Consider the following 14,540-nt stretch of genomic DNA (forward strand, 5'->3'; position numbering starts at 1 on the left):
TCCACCAAAAGGCAGAAAGATATTATATTTATCTTATCCACCTCGGTAGGATATTTAAATCTTTCGATACCTACGGTCTTTGGTAGCCAACTATTTAATTAACATAATAAGTATAACAGAATCTCAAATTCTGTCAACTATTTTTTTATTCTTCAGAAGCTTCTTCCTCTTCTTCTCCAACTGTTGGAACGTCTGAAGCATCAACTTCTTCAATTTCTTCTTCAATTTCTTCTTCTCTTGGCTCTGATAATGTTGCTATAACTTCTTCTGGATCAACTAATACTTCAACTTTTTCGTTATTAAATACATCTAGGTCCTTAATTAATAAAGTATCTCCTATTTGCATTTCTTCAACATTTACCATTGCTTCACTTGGTAGGTCCGCTGGTAAACATTCAACTTCGATTTCATTTACTAATTGCATTAATACAGATGGTTGAACCCTTATTGAATCTCTTCCTTCTAGTACTACTGGAATTACAACTCTCATCTTCTCAGACATATCTACTCCAAGAAAATCTACATGAATATATTGATTTTTAAATGGATGTTTTTGAACTTCCTTAATTAATGCAGGTTTAGTTACTCCATCTATTTCCAAATCGATTATATTACTTGTACCAGCTCCTAAATATATTTTATCAAATTCTTTTGCATCTAGTACTATTGGCATACTTTCTTTACCTTTTGCATAAACGATACTAGGTATTAATTTTTCAACTCTTAATTTGTCTACTTTATTTTTACCTATACTCTTTCTTATTTTAGCTTCTAACTTAAATTCTGACATAATTACCTCCTGATTTATAAAGTCTTAATAACTTATTATGCATTTATAAATAATAACACAATTATACCAGGAATGCCAAATATTCCTGAAATAATTGCATTAATAGGTGTTATGGCTAAATTTAAACCTATAATTCCACCTATAGCATTAAATATAAAAAGACTCACTACTCCAATTATACCATTTATTATAATTTTACCAAAAAACTTTATGGAAGTTTTTATTAATTTAAAAAATACAAATATAAGTGCAATTATAATACAGATTTCTATAATCTTATCCATTGATTTTCTCCTTTTGATAATTCTTCTTCATATGATATTATCATATTTTTACTGCTTAAAAAGATACAAAAAATCAACAGTTTAAACTGTTGATTTTTGAATTAATTGTTATTTTCATTATTTTTAGAATTATCGGAATCTTCTTTTTTATTTGAACTTCTATTATTATTCTCTTCATTAGAATTATTATCTAGGGAGTTACTGTCATTATTGTTTGATGAATTATTATCTGCTGAAGAATTATTCTTCTCATCATTATTGGAATTGTTGTTTTCTTTTAATTCATTATTGGTGTTTTCATCTTCATTTCCAGTGTTTTTAACTAATCCTAAATATTCTTCTAATGTTTGGTTATTAGCATGTATTTCCTTAGCAGCTTTAGTACCAACATATCTTAAATGCCAAGGCTCTGCTTTTCTACCAGTTATTTCTTCTTTTCCTTCAGGGTATCTAATTATGAAACCATACTTGTGAGCATTTTCTTTTAGCCATTTATATTCTTTAGAATCAGCGAAGTTTTTACTATATTTATTATCATATTCGCCATATACATCAAAGGCCAAACCTGTTTGGTGTTCACTTGCCCCTGCTGGAACTTGAGAACCATCACTTAAATATTCACCATATGCACTAATACCTTCGCTATCATAGGAGTTGTTCTTTTGTAATTCATAACTTCTATAATCACTTGCTACTTTAATATTAACATCATCAGTTTTTGCAGCTTTTACCATAATATCAAAGTTTGTATTCGCTTCACTATTTTTACCTGCTTCATATTCTTCAGGCAAAGTATATTTATTGTTTACAATTAAAATACCGTCTATTACTTTAAGTTCGTCTTCTTTACTAATTTCAGTAATGTCTACTGTATGAACATAGCCTTCAGTACCTTGGTATTTAATTTTTGTAAATTCATCAACTGTTCCATATTTTTCCAAATATTCCCCTGCTAGAATTTCCTTTAATTCCGTTGAGGAATCATTACTATCTTCAAAACATTTAGTAGCTTTTGTAGTAACAACGAAACCTTTTAATGTTTCAACATCCGTTTCTTTGTTTTGTTTCTTTTCAGCAGGCTCTGTTGCAACAATAGGATTTGTCTTTGCGTTTCCTTTGTCTAGCCATGTTTTAAAGGCAAAGGCTACAATTACTACTATTACTATTCCAAGAAAAACTGAAATTGTTAATCTTTTTTTTCTTTTTTGTTCTCTTTCCCTTCTTGCTTTCATTTCAACTCTTCTACGTTCTTTTTCAATAGCTTGAGCGTCCATTTTTATTGTATGATCTCTAAAATCCTGTCTATTATTGTTACTTCTAGGATTTCTATGAGTCTGTTGATTCCTACCTTGTCTATTGTTCTTTTCAGAGTTTTCAGACATTGTCCTTCTTCTAGCTTCTTCATCTCGTGTAACATTTCTATTTTTTAATCCTTCTACACCTTCGTCTAAAAAACTATATTTTTTATTAATATCACTGAAACTCTTTCTTTTTTTATCTGACATATTTTTCTCCCCTTAAAACTGCAGAATATATTTTTTTTAATTCTAAAATAGAAGCTTTTTCCGAAAAATTTCTATTTGCATATCCACTAATTATTTTTTTATTAAACTTATGTCTATTATTATACATGAATTCAAGTTTATTTGCTAAATCATTTACATCTAATACATTTGCAATAGTACCATTGAATTCTTGTATGAAATGTTCACTTCCACCATTTCTAGTTGTTACTACCGGAAGTCCGCATATCATTGCTTCTATGTAAGCTTTACCATAGGTTTCAGAATGTGATGCTAGTACAAACAAGTCACCATTATTATATTCTTTAGCAATTTCTTCAATGGATTTATGTCCCTTTAAAAATACCTTATGGTTAATTTTTTCTTCTTTAATAAGTTCTTCTAATACTTCTCTGTCTTCTCCTTCTCCAAAAATTATTAATTCACTATTTATATTCCTAAAGACCCTACCATATGCCTTAATTAGTTCCCTATGTCCTTTTTCATATTTTAAATTACCGGTAGATATAACCCTATATATATTTTTATTAAAATTGTAATTGTTAAGTGTAAATACATCGGTGTTTGCAACAGTTGGGGTACATATTGGCCTTACTCCAAAATTCTTATACATTCTTTCTTGAAAAAAGGGACTTCCAACTAATAATTCATTACAATTATTATATACATATTTTGCAACTTCCAGCTTGTCTTTTCTAATATGGCTAATATCTTCTTTATTTATAGAGGAAGAATGCTCTGAGACAATTACCGGTATATTGATTTTCTTATCCTTTATTGTCTTTATAAAAGAATAGGATGGTTCTGTGAAATGTGAATGAATAATGTCTGTGTTTTTTTCTTTATTCAATATACTGTCAATTTTTCTTTTTAAGAAAAAAGCTCCTATATTACATAGAAGTTTTTGATTAATATTTCCCAATGGTATATTTATTGCATATGTTTTTATTCCATCAACTATTTTTTCTTCATATCCCCATTTTCTTTTTCTTCTAAAAGATCTAAGGTCTAATGCAACAACATATGTGTCAACACCATGTTTTTTCAAGGCTTTTGCATAAGCAAATTGATGAATTCCATTCATAGGATATTTTTTTGTAGGATAACCTTGAGAAGCTATCATTACTTTCATACTTATTTATTCCTTATATTATTATAAATTTCTATATATTCTTTGGATATATCCTTCCAATTAAATTTTTTAGCAGATTTCGCTGCATTAATAGACATATTATTATAATTTTTTAAAATTTCTTTTACCTTCTTAACTATTTCATCTACATCGTTATATTTTACATGGTAGCCAACATAGCCTTCCGGAAATTGACCGTCAAAGCCTTGCCCCTTTGAATATATAACTGGCAATCCTTGACTCATAGCTTCAACATATACTAAACCAAAGGTCTCTTTTTTAGATGGCATTATAAAAATATCATTTTCGCTTAGGGCTTTTCTTACTCCATATTTGTCAGTTTCAGCAATATGTTTAATAAATGTGTTGTTTTTAACTATTTTTTTAAAAATTGAATTTTTTAACCTTCCAACTAAGGTAAGTTTAATATTATACCCCTGTTTTATAAGTTCTTTACAAGCTTTAATAGTAGTTATAACATTTTTATTTAAATCATCTACCCTGCCAACATAAATTAGATTAGCATCTTGCATATTGCTTTTTTCTTTAATTTGTCCATTATCTAAATAATACTGATCTATTCCATTTGGTAATATAATGGATTTTTCCAGTATCTTATCCCTATCTACTTTATTTACATGCTTATTTACAGTTAAATCCCTATAGGTTGGAGACAAGAATATTACTTTTTCCGCTTCATTTAAAATTCTCTTTGCTGTATTTCTTACAAAGGGATATAGTCTTAAAAACGTAAATAAATCGGTGTTTCTCACTGCAACTATATATGGAATACCGTAATCTTCTTTAATTCTCATTGAAATATAACCATTTGAAACCAAGGAATGAGCATGGGTCATATAATACTTATTAAAATCCACTTTATTTTGAATATCCTTGTAGACCTTCTTATGTTTTACATGAAACGCAACTCTATCCAATGGTTTAAATGATTGAGAAACAATTAAATTGTTTGGTATTTCTCTTTCTATTACAGTTTTACTGGAACAAAAATATAAAATATCATGTTCAATTTTTTCATTATCAAATTGATCAAATAAATTTTGATATAAAGTTGAACCCATGTAATAGGAACAAACTTCTAATACACTATTTCTCATTATTATCCTCTATTAAATATCTGGAGTAAAATTAGGAACAATATATTTTAAATCATTTACTAATTCTAGCTTATTATTATTATGAATATCTTTTTCCAGTTTCTCTAATCCTTTATTTAAAATTTCAGTATCATGTACATAAGGTTTTTCTATAAATATTTTCTCAAATTCAGTTTTACATGAGTTTTCTTTATTTAGAAGTAATTCCTCATAAAGTTTTTCACCTGGTCTTAATCCTGTAAATTCTATTTTAATATCTTCATATGGTACAAAGCCCGATAATTCTATTAATTTTTCTGCTAAATCTAAAATTTTCACCGGTTCTCCCATATCTAAAATAAATATTTCTCCACCTTTAGCAATTGCTCCTGCCTGCATTACTAATTGGCAAGCTTCTGTTATAGTCATAAAATATCTAATTATGTCCGGATGTGTAACTGTTACAGGACCACCTTCTTTTATTTGATTTTTAAATAAAGGTATTACCGATCCATTAGAACCTAGCACATTACCAAATCTTACTGCAACAAAATCCGTTTTAGATTTTTCATTCATTGTCTGAACCATTATTTCACAAACACGTTTTGTACATCCCATAATAGAAGTAGGATTTACAGCCTTATCTGTTGAAATATTTACAAATTTATCTATTCCAAACCTATCAGAACATTTTAAAAGGTTTAATGTTCCAAATATATTGTTTTTAATTGCTGAAACCGGAGAGTCCTCCATTAAAGGAACATGCTTATGAGCAGCAGCATGGAACACTACATTTGGTTTGTATTTATCAAATACATATTCCATTCTTTCCATTTCCCTAATATTTTCTATTAATACTACTATTTGAGGGTCTTCATAAGTTCTCTTTATTTCATTTTGAATATCATATATATTATTTTCATAAAAATCTAACATTACAAGTTGTTTTGGATTATATTTAATAATTTGCCTACATAACTCTGAACCAATAGAGCCACCTGCACCTGTAACCAATATGACTTTATTTTCAATAAATTCCGACAATGAATTGTCATCGAGTTTTATTTCATCTCTACCTAATAAATCTTCTATTTCCACTTCTCTTATAAGATTTAAATCAAATTTATCCTCTTCTATTACCTTATAATAGCCGGGAATTATTTTTGTCTTAATTTTTGTCTTATTTGCTATTTCCAATATTTCCTTTTGTTGTACTTCAGGTATTGACGGCATAGCTACAAGTATTTCATCAATTTTATAATCCTTTACAACCTTAGGAATATCATGTCTTGTACCAACAACTGGTATACCCTTTATGATTTTATTCTTTTTCTCTGGAGCATCATCTATAAAAGCTACGGGAATTGAAGCAATTTCTTTATGTTTTCTTAATTCTTTAAGAGCTAAGACTCCAGCTTCTCCTGCTCCTACTATTAAGGTTCTTTTAATTTGAGAAGTTGGTTTTTTACCGTTTTTAAACCCTTTTGACAAAAACACATCCCTTGCCCTAGAAAATAATCTTACACCGGAAATTAGCACCGTTTCAAATAAAAGTGCCATTACATATATTGATCTTGGAATCTCTCTATCTATTAAAGTTATAAATACAATCGCTGTAGCAACACTAGCAAAAACAACGGCCCCTATTACCTTTAAAAACTCTTCAATACTTGCGTATCTCCACATGGTTTTATAAAGACCAAAAAAATAAAATATTACTATTTGTAATAATGTTATATAGATGGCGTATTTAAAATAACTATTTAAATATATTTCCGGAGTTTTACCATCAAAACGTAGTACAAGTCCTAATAAATAACTAAAATTTATTAATATAATATCTAATATTATTAAACCTAATGTTCTTAAATATCTCATAATTTACACTTCTTTTTCTTTAATAATTTTTTTATATACTTCATCAACATAGTTGAAATTATCAACAATATCAAATTTTTCTAATACATATTCTCTAGCTTTTTTACCCATATTTTTTCGTAATTCTTCATCATAATACAATTTTTCTAAAGCATCTGCTATTTGTTCAGCATTTTTCGGCTCAACAATTAAGCTGGTTTCACCTGGCTTAGTTGCTTCAGGTAGTCCTCCAACATTAGTTACTATTGTTGGAATACCACAAGCTTGGGCTTCAACTGCCGCTACACCGAAACTTTCTTGAGTTGAAGGAAATACTGCAACATCCATTTTATTAAATGCTTTTACAACATTTTCCTGGTCTAAAAAGCCTAAAAATTCCACTTGTTTTTCCAAGTTTAAGTCTTTAGTTAATCTTTTAAGATTTTCTTCCTCTTTTCCTTTTCCCCCTAGTAAAAGTTTAATATTTTCATCTTTAATTTTATCAACAAAAATTTTAAATCCCTTAATCAGATAATCTAAGGAGTATTTCTCATAAAATGATTTTACCGTTCCAACAGTAAAATCATCGTATCTTTCAACTTTCCTAGGAGTGTATATATTAATATCAACTCCAAAATAAGTTACAAGTATATTCTTATTTGTATATTTCAAAATCTCTTTTTTCATATCCTTTGATGTAGACATAATATAATCCGCTGATTTAATATTATGCTTTAACATAAATTTATGTATAGCAGATCTATTTGGAAAGTCATAGACATCTGAACCCCAAAAAGATAATATATATGGATGAATATTTAACATCGATGCTAATATTCCATAACTTGTTGCATAATGTGCATGAATAATATCTGGATTTTCCTCTTTAATAATTTTTTTTACTTTTCTAATTTTTGTTGTATAGTTAAATAATTTATTTATATCACTTTTTAATATTAAATCCTTCATTCCAAAGGAGTAAACTTTACATCCTTCTATGACTGCATCCCCTAAAGAAATTATTATAATCTCATAACCTTTACTTAAAAAGAAATCACACCATTTCCTTGTGTGGGCGCTAGTTGCATCTGCAAGATAGCATATTTTCATAACTTTCTCCTATTTCCTAATCTATATATGATTATAGCATACATAATTCTATGTAAAAATAGAAAAAGCCCTGTTATGCAACAGAGCTTTATTTATTAATCAGCGCTATATGGTAGCAATGCTACTTGTCTAGCTTTTTTAATTTCTTCAGTTACTGCTCTTTGATGCTTAGCACAACAACCAGTTACTCTTCTAGGAAGAATTTTTCCTCTTTCGCTAACAAATTTTTTTAAATTGTTAACATCTTTGTAATCTATGGTTTTGTTTTTATCAGCACAAAAAGCACAAATTTTCTTTCTAGGTCTATATCTTCTTTGCACTTAAAGTCCTCCTATATTAAAACGGTATATCTTCATCATTTAATGGGAAGGCATCGTCACCTAACCCAAAATTATCATCACTAACATCTTGATTAAAACCTGCATTTTGGTTATAGTTATTAACTTGATTAAATCCTGTATTCATACCTTGTCCTGAAGAAGGATTACTTCCTATGAACTCTACTCTTTCTGCGACTACATCAGTTCTATAAACTCTATTGCCATCTTGACCATCATAAGAACTTGTTTGTATTCTTCCTTGAATAGCAACTTGCCTTCCTTTAGACAAATAATTAGCAACTAATTCTGCAGTTTTACCCCAAGCAATACAACCAATAAAATCAGCTGTTGGTTGCCCCTTTTGTTCCATTTCCATTTTTTTATCTCTAGATAAACCTCTGTCAACTGCTAGTGTAAATCTACACATAGCCACTCCAGTTCCTGCAGTATATCTTAATTCAGGATCTCTTGTAAGTCTACCAATCAATATAACATTATTCAAGTTAATTCCTCCTACCTATGCATCTTTTCTTACAAACATATAACGAATGATTGCATCAGATATTCTACTTCTTCTTTCTATCTCTGTAATCAACTCAGGATTAGCTTCAAAATCTACAATATAATAGTATCCTTCTTTAATATAGTCAATTTCATAAGCTAATTTTCTTTTACCCCAGTCTGAAATTTCAGAGATTTTACCGTTCGATTCTATAGTTTCTTTTATACGATCAAAAGCTTGATTTCTTGCTTCATCTTCCAAATCTGGTTTAAATACTAAAACACCTTCGTATTTTCTCATTAAATACACCTCCTTCTGGTCTCTGGCCACTTTACGTAGCAAGGATTACCTAAGTATATTACCATATAAGTAATAATTTTACAAATTAATTTTCATAAAGATTATGTAATATTTATAATAAATGGTATACTAAAAAATATACATTATGGAGGTAATTCATGAAACATAATTTTATTCCAGAAATTAAATCTAACCTTAGAACTCGTTCAGTTAAGGTTCCTAATGTCATTAGAAAATGTAGTGGTATTATTATTTTAAATAAAAGAATAAAATCCTTGATTTTTTCTACAGATGTTGCTGTAATCCAAAATAGTAATCCTGATGCCGTTATGGCAGTTTATCCATTTACACCAACTTTAACCATTACCCAGGCACTTTTATCTTCTTCTTTCACTCCCTTATTTATAGGAGTAGGAGGAGGTTTAACATCTGGTGAAAGATCTTTAACACTAGCCCTTCAAGCTGAATTACTTGGAGCATATGGTGTAGTTGTAAACGCACCTATGCAAAATGATACCTTGGCCTTAATAGCTGAATCCTTAGATATACCAATAGTAGCTACTATTGTTTCTGAAAATGATGATTTTGAAGGAAAGGCAAAGGCAGGTGCAAATATCTTTAATATTTCCGGTGGAAAAAATACAATAAATATAGTTAGAAAAGCTAGAAATATATTTGGTCCTGAATTTCCTATAATAGCAACTGGTGGAAAAACAGATGAACAAATAGAGGCAACTATTGATGCTGGTGCAAATGCAATTACATATACACCTCCATCAAGTGCAGAAATTTTTGCAGAAGTAATGAGAAAATATAGAGAAGATAAAAAATAAACCCATAAAAATGGGTTTATTTCAGATTGAAGACAAAAGGCATTTTAGAATTTATCAATAATCTAAAATGCCTTTTTAAAATTCTGAAATTTGAAATATTTTTCAAATCTTCAAATAAAACATGTAATTCGGAAGAATTCTTATACCTTTTCCATATGATTTTTGCCAACTTCTTTAAATTCATGCACCCAAATAAGAGGTATAGTTCATTTTTAACTCTTTCTAAACCCCTATGTAATGTGTATCGCATCCCATGTAATTCTTTTGCATCAGCGAAAACTCTCTCTATTGTTTCTTTCCTTCTTCCATATTTTTCTTTAAATCCTTTAGTATGTCTAATATCTTCGCATTTTTCTATGTATTCTTCCCAGATATGACGAGTTACTACTTTTTGATTATTCTTACTTTCTGTACAATTTTTGACATATTTACAGTTTTTACAATCGTTAGGATTACTTTTATATTCTTGATATCCATTTCTATTGGTTGTACTATATTTTAATATTTTGTTATTTGGACATATATAACAATCATAATATTCATCATAAACATATTCATATTTTTTATAGAACCCTTTTTTTGTCATTGGTCTTTTATATGGTAATAATGGTATTTTATCATTATCAAGTATTTGTTTTGCTATTGCCGGTGTTTTATATCCTGCATCAATTGCTATGTATTTATTACTTTTATATTTATTCTTTATTCTCTCATATAATATAGGAAATACTGTTGAATCATGTTTATTTCCTGAGGTTACTTCAAAATCAAGTATTATTCCATAATCATTACACGCTGTATTTGATAAATATGCAAATACTTTTTTATGCTCTCCTTTATGAAATATTCCACAATCTGGGTCATTTTTACTTACTGTTATTTCTTTTGTTTTGATTTCTTCGTTTTTTTTTAATGGTTTTTTATTATGATTTTTTCTATCTTCATTTATTTCTTTTTCTAATATGTCTTGGTAATATTTAACAGATTCTTCTACTTCTATGGTTTCTTTATTATGTATATTTGCATTTGCCTTTATATGAGTTCCATCTATGTATATATTTTCTTCTGTAAGTAATCCACATTTAGCTATTTCATTTAAAATTCTGAAAAATATTTGTTCAAAAATATCTGTTCCTTTAAATCGTCTTTGATAATTTTTACTAAAGGTTGAGAAATGTGGTATTTTCTCAGTTAATCCATATCCTAAGTACCATCTATATGCTGCATTAACTTCTATTTCTTTTATTGTTTGTCGCATAGACCTAATTCCAAATGTATATTGGATAATATTTAATTTTATTAAAACAACAGGATCTATACTTTCGGCTCCTGTTTTAGAATAAAGATCTTTTACTAAATCGTAGATAAAGCTTAAATCAATAACTTGATCCAGTTTTCTTACCAAATGATCTTGTGGAACTAATGAATCTAAACTTAATATCTCTATTTGTGTTTTACTTATCTTGTCTTTTTTACCCATCATTTTTATCACCCTATATTATTTTTACCCATTTTAAAAGGCTGCTGACAATTTCATTGTCAACAGCCTGAAATAAACCCATAAAAATGGGTTTATTTTTTTATTCATAAGAATTTATTTGTGATTTGTTAAAAAAATATTCTGGATATTTTTCTAGGAATAATTTATTCATTTTTTCTTTGTCTACATAAAAATAATCTACTGGATTTCCATTTCCATTGTACTCCCTACCTGTTGTTCCTTCCAGGGTCATTGTTGTCATTTTCGATGAATCGAATTTTACTGCCTGTAGTAAAATACTTCCAAAATTTCCTAAACTAAGGTTATGTTCAACATTATCTTTAAAAACCTTTAGGAGTTTTGGTATCTTAGGTAAATTAGATATTTTAGTAACTTCTTTTGCTAGTTGTTTCAAAAAGTATTGCTGATTTTCCATTCTTTCAAAATCAGAGCCATTTTTTAAAACCTCCCTTGCCCTTAAAAAATACAAGGATTGTTTTTCATCTAATACAGATTTTCCCTTAGGAATATATACACCTATTTCCGGTGCTTCTATAACCTGTGGAGAGTCAACTTCAACTCCTCCAATTACTTCAACAAGTCTTAGAACTGCATTATAATCTACACTCATAAAATAATCTATATCCAGTCCTGTTAACTGTCGTACAGCTTTTAAAGCACCAACTTTTCCATCATATGCATGGGCTGCATTTATTTTTATGTTGCTTCCATTATAATTAACCTTAGTATCCCTTGGAATTGATATTAAATCTATGGTTCCCTTATCAAAATTAACATTTACCAATATCATTGTATCCGTTCTAACATGGTCATCTTGTTGTTCTTCACTTACATCGGGATTTTTATCAACACCTAGTAGTAAAAACATAAGCTCATCATCTACTACCGGCTCTATTTCATTTCCTTTACCTAGCTCATCTCCAGTTATATCTACAGTAGTTGCAACCTGTAAATCTAAAAGTTCGTTTATTATATAAAACGCAGCTCCAAATATAAGTAGAAATGCGATAAATATTATAACTGATTTTTTTTTCATAATTCCTCCAATATGGTGTATAAGATTTCTTAAATATTATATCATTAGAAAAATAAATATCAAAAATAATTATTTTTCTAAAACCAGTTATTTCAACATTTAGATTTTTTATAATTTCTACAATAAATCTACAATTATTAAAAACAAAAAAATAAACCCATGTTTAAGGGTTTATTAATTCCTTTAAATATCCTGTTATTTTATACTCAACAGTTGTCAATTCCTTAATATTTTTCTTTCCAAGTAAAACCATTAATATTTTTGTTTTTCTTATAAGAGATTCAACATAGTCCTTTGCTGCATCAAATCCACCATGCATTAAATATAGTAATATTTCTCCACTAATAGCTGTTAAATTACCTCCAACTACTAAAGATTTAACAATATCCTGTGCTGTTTTTATTCCACCGCTACTTACTATAAACAAATCATCTGAAATGCCTCTACATTCAATTAATGCTTTTGCCGTTGGAATACCCCATTCATATAAATCTGAATAATCTGAACTAAAATTTCTAATATCTTCTATTTCTATAAAATTAGTTCCTCCAGCTCCTGCAACATCTATATATTTAACTCCTATGCCCTTCAATTCACAAGCAACTTTTTTAGATATTCCAAATCCCACTTCTTTAACTATAATCGGCTTATCGTACACTTCAAGAAATTTAGAAATATTTTTCTTAATCCCCCTAAAGTGTTTATCTCCTTCTTCCATAAATAGCTCTTGTGCGACATTTAAATGTACTTGCATAGCATCGGCATCAATCATTTTACTAGCTTCTAAAAAATTTTCTATAGGAGCATTTGCAGAAATATTTCCTATGACTATATTATCTTTTCCAATAATATCCCTTACTATTTCAAAAGAACTTTTACATTCTTCTCTTTCAATAGCAACTGTTTGAGAGCCAACTGCCATAGGAATATTGAATATTTTGGCAAGTCTTGCTAAATCTTCATTAATATCAGCTAGTTCCTCTCCTCCTCCTGTTATAGCATTAATCATTAGAGGAAAACTAATATTCTTACCTAAAAATTTCATACTTGTATCTATTTCATCTAAATTCACTTCCGGTAATGCATTATTTTCTATATATATATCTTCAAATAATGTTTCACCTTTATAGTCGGATTTTAAATAATTTTCTATATGTTCTTTTTTCCTATCTAGACGCATTTAACCACCTAATTAAAATTATAATTTCTATTTTTCTCTTTCGGTATTTCCGTATTTTCGGTTTCATACTTATCAACTTCGGCTTTATCTAAAAAATAATCTGGATATCTTTTAGAAAATAATTCATTCATTTTTTTCTCATCAACATAAAAATAAGAAATTTTTTTACCATTAGCATTATATTCGTAATCGTCAGTTCCCTCTAGTGTTTGAGTTGTCATTTTTGACGAATCGAATTTAGCTGCCTGTAAAGCTACATTTCCTAAACTTCCTAAATCTATATTAGTTGTAACATTGTCCTTATATACTTCTAATAATTCCGGAATTTTTAAAAGGTTAGAGGGTTTTGTTACTTCTTTTACAAGTTGTTTTAAAAAATATTGTTGATTTTTCATACGTTCAAGATCTGATCTGTTTTTTAAAACCTCCCTAGCCCTAAGAAAATATAAGGATTGATTTTCGTCTAAAACAGTTCTACCTTTTGGAATATGAATATTAATTTCCGGAGCGTTAATTTCTTGAGGGGAGTCAACTTCTACACCACCAATTACCTCTACAAGTCTTAAAACCGCATCATAATCTACGCTCATATAATAATCGATATCAAGTCCTGTTAAATTTCTAACTGCCTTTAGAGTTCCTTCTATTCCACCATAGGAATGTGCCTCTCCTAATTTTATAAAACTTCCCTCATACTTGATTTTTGTATCACGTGGTAAGGAAATAAGGTCTATTGTACCTTTTTCAAAATTTACAGTTGTCAGTATCATAGTATCTGTTCTTACTCTTGTATTTTGAGCTTCTCCTACAGCATCAATGTTTTTATCGACACCTACTACTAAAAACATTAATTCATCATCTACAACCGTTTCTATTCTATTTCCTTTTCCTAAAGATTCTCCATCTATATCAACAGTAGATTTAGCCTTAAGATCCAAAACCTCATCTACTACATACCATGTACCTCCAATAACCACTAAAGACACAAAAAAAATCACTATTGACCTAAGCTTCATTTCTCCTCCAAGAGTGCATAAATAATTACTAAATATTATATCATGAAATATACAATATC

General features: G+C 28.7%; 15 protein-coding genes and 1 other annotated feature (1 of these 16 only partly in view). Of the genes, 1 reads left to right on the forward strand and 14 read right to left on the reverse strand.

Annotated features, from left to right (window positions below; genetic code table 11):
• Positions 1 to 101 (reverse strand) — a sequence feature (ribosomal protein L10 leader region); it reaches 19 nt to the left of the window's first position.
• A gap of 44 nt (positions 102 to 145) precedes the next feature.
• The 10 genes from JFY71_RS00245 to rpsF form a co-directional block, all read right to left on the reverse strand.
• Entirely contained in the window at positions 146 to 790 is a 645-nt protein-coding gene (locus JFY71_RS00245; RefSeq protein WP_243661044.1) for a 50S ribosomal protein L25, read from the reverse strand.
• A 35-nt stretch (positions 791 to 825) separates the two neighbouring features.
• Positions 826 to 1,074 carry a pro-sigmaK processing inhibitor BofA family protein gene (locus tag JFY71_RS00250; RefSeq protein WP_243661045.1) on the reverse strand — a complete coding sequence of 83 codons (249 nt, stop codon included), beginning with the start codon at positions 1,072 to 1,074 and terminating at the stop codon, positions 826 to 828.
• Positions 1,075 to 1,175: 101 nt separating this feature from the next.
• The gene (locus JFY71_RS00255) at positions 1,176 to 2,579 is read right to left on the reverse strand and encodes a M15 family metallopeptidase (protein ID WP_243661046.1); all 1,404 of its coding nucleotides are present in this window, start codon (positions 2,577 to 2,579) and stop codon (positions 1,176 to 1,178) included.
• The gene (locus JFY71_RS00260; RefSeq protein WP_243661047.1) at positions 2,569 to 3,729 is read right to left on the reverse strand and encodes a glycosyltransferase; all 1,161 of its coding nucleotides are present in this window, start codon (positions 3,727 to 3,729) and stop codon (positions 2,569 to 2,571) included. The genes JFY71_RS00255 and JFY71_RS00260 overlap by 11 nt, the downstream gene beginning before the upstream one ends.
• Positions 3,730 to 3,731: 2 nt before the next feature.
• A complete protein-coding gene (locus JFY71_RS00265) occupies positions 3,732 to 4,847 on the reverse strand; it encodes a glycosyltransferase family 4 protein (RefSeq protein ID WP_243661048.1) in 1,116 nt (371 codons plus the stop codon).
• A 12-nt stretch (positions 4,848 to 4,859) separates the two neighbouring features.
• A complete protein-coding gene (locus tag JFY71_RS00270; RefSeq protein WP_243661049.1) occupies positions 4,860 to 6,704 on the reverse strand; it encodes a polysaccharide biosynthesis protein in 1,845 nt (614 codons plus the stop codon).
• 3 nt (positions 6,705 to 6,707) lie between these two features.
• Entirely contained in the window at positions 6,708 to 7,793 is a 1,086-nt protein-coding gene (locus JFY71_RS00275; protein WP_243661050.1) for a glycosyltransferase, read from the reverse strand.
• 95 nt (positions 7,794 to 7,888) lie between these two features.
• Positions 7,889 to 8,113, reverse strand: a complete 225-nt coding sequence (gene rpsR / locus JFY71_RS00280; protein ID WP_243661051.1) for a 30S ribosomal protein S18 — start codon at positions 8,111 to 8,113, stop codon at positions 7,889 to 7,891.
• Positions 8,114 to 8,129: 16 nt separating this feature from the next.
• Positions 8,130 to 8,615 carry a single-stranded DNA-binding protein gene (locus JFY71_RS00285; RefSeq protein ID WP_243661052.1) on the reverse strand — a complete coding sequence of 162 codons (486 nt, stop codon included), beginning with the start codon at positions 8,613 to 8,615 and terminating at the stop codon, positions 8,130 to 8,132.
• A 15-nt stretch (positions 8,616 to 8,630) separates the two neighbouring features.
• On the reverse strand, positions 8,631 to 8,915 hold the full coding sequence (rpsF, locus tag JFY71_RS00290; RefSeq protein WP_243661053.1) for a 30S ribosomal protein S6: 285 nt from the start codon (positions 8,913 to 8,915) through the stop codon (positions 8,631 to 8,633).
• A 158-nt stretch (positions 8,916 to 9,073) separates the two neighbouring features.
• Here rpsF and JFY71_RS00295 point away from each other — a divergent pair, with 158 nt between their 5' ends.
• A complete protein-coding gene (locus tag JFY71_RS00295; RefSeq protein ID WP_243661054.1) occupies positions 9,074 to 9,748 on the forward strand; it encodes a hydrolase in 675 nt (224 codons plus the stop codon).
• 16 nt (positions 9,749 to 9,764) lie between these two features.
• On the opposite strand, the gene JFY71_RS00300 is transcribed toward JFY71_RS00295, so the two are convergent.
• The 4 genes from JFY71_RS00300 to JFY71_RS00315 all read right to left on the reverse strand — a co-directional run bounded on the left by JFY71_RS00300 (position 9,765) and on the right by JFY71_RS00315 (position 14,481).
• Positions 9,765 to 11,231, reverse strand: a complete 1,467-nt coding sequence (locus tag JFY71_RS00300; protein WP_243661055.1) for an IS1182 family transposase — start codon at positions 11,229 to 11,231, stop codon at positions 9,765 to 9,767.
• Between the two features lie 97 nt (positions 11,232 to 11,328).
• Positions 11,329 to 12,285, reverse strand: a complete 957-nt coding sequence (locus JFY71_RS00305; protein WP_243661056.1) for an LCP family protein — start codon at positions 12,283 to 12,285, stop codon at positions 11,329 to 11,331.
• Positions 12,286 to 12,448: 163 nt separating this feature from the next.
• Entirely contained in the window at positions 12,449 to 13,465 is a 1,017-nt protein-coding gene (gene fni / locus JFY71_RS00310; protein ID WP_243661057.1) for a type 2 isopentenyl-diphosphate Delta-isomerase, read from the reverse strand.
• A gap of 8 nt (positions 13,466 to 13,473) precedes the next feature.
• Positions 13,474 to 14,481, reverse strand: coding sequence for an LCP family protein (locus JFY71_RS00315; RefSeq protein ID WP_243661058.1), 1,008 nt, complete (start codon positions 14,479 to 14,481; stop codon positions 13,474 to 13,476).
• Positions 14,482 to 14,540 lie beyond the last annotated feature (59 nt).

The sequence above is a fragment of the Miniphocaeibacter halophilus genome, from assembly GCF_016458825.1.
GTDB lineage: Bacteria > Bacillota > Clostridia > Tissierellales > Peptoniphilaceae > Miniphocaeibacter > Miniphocaeibacter halophilus.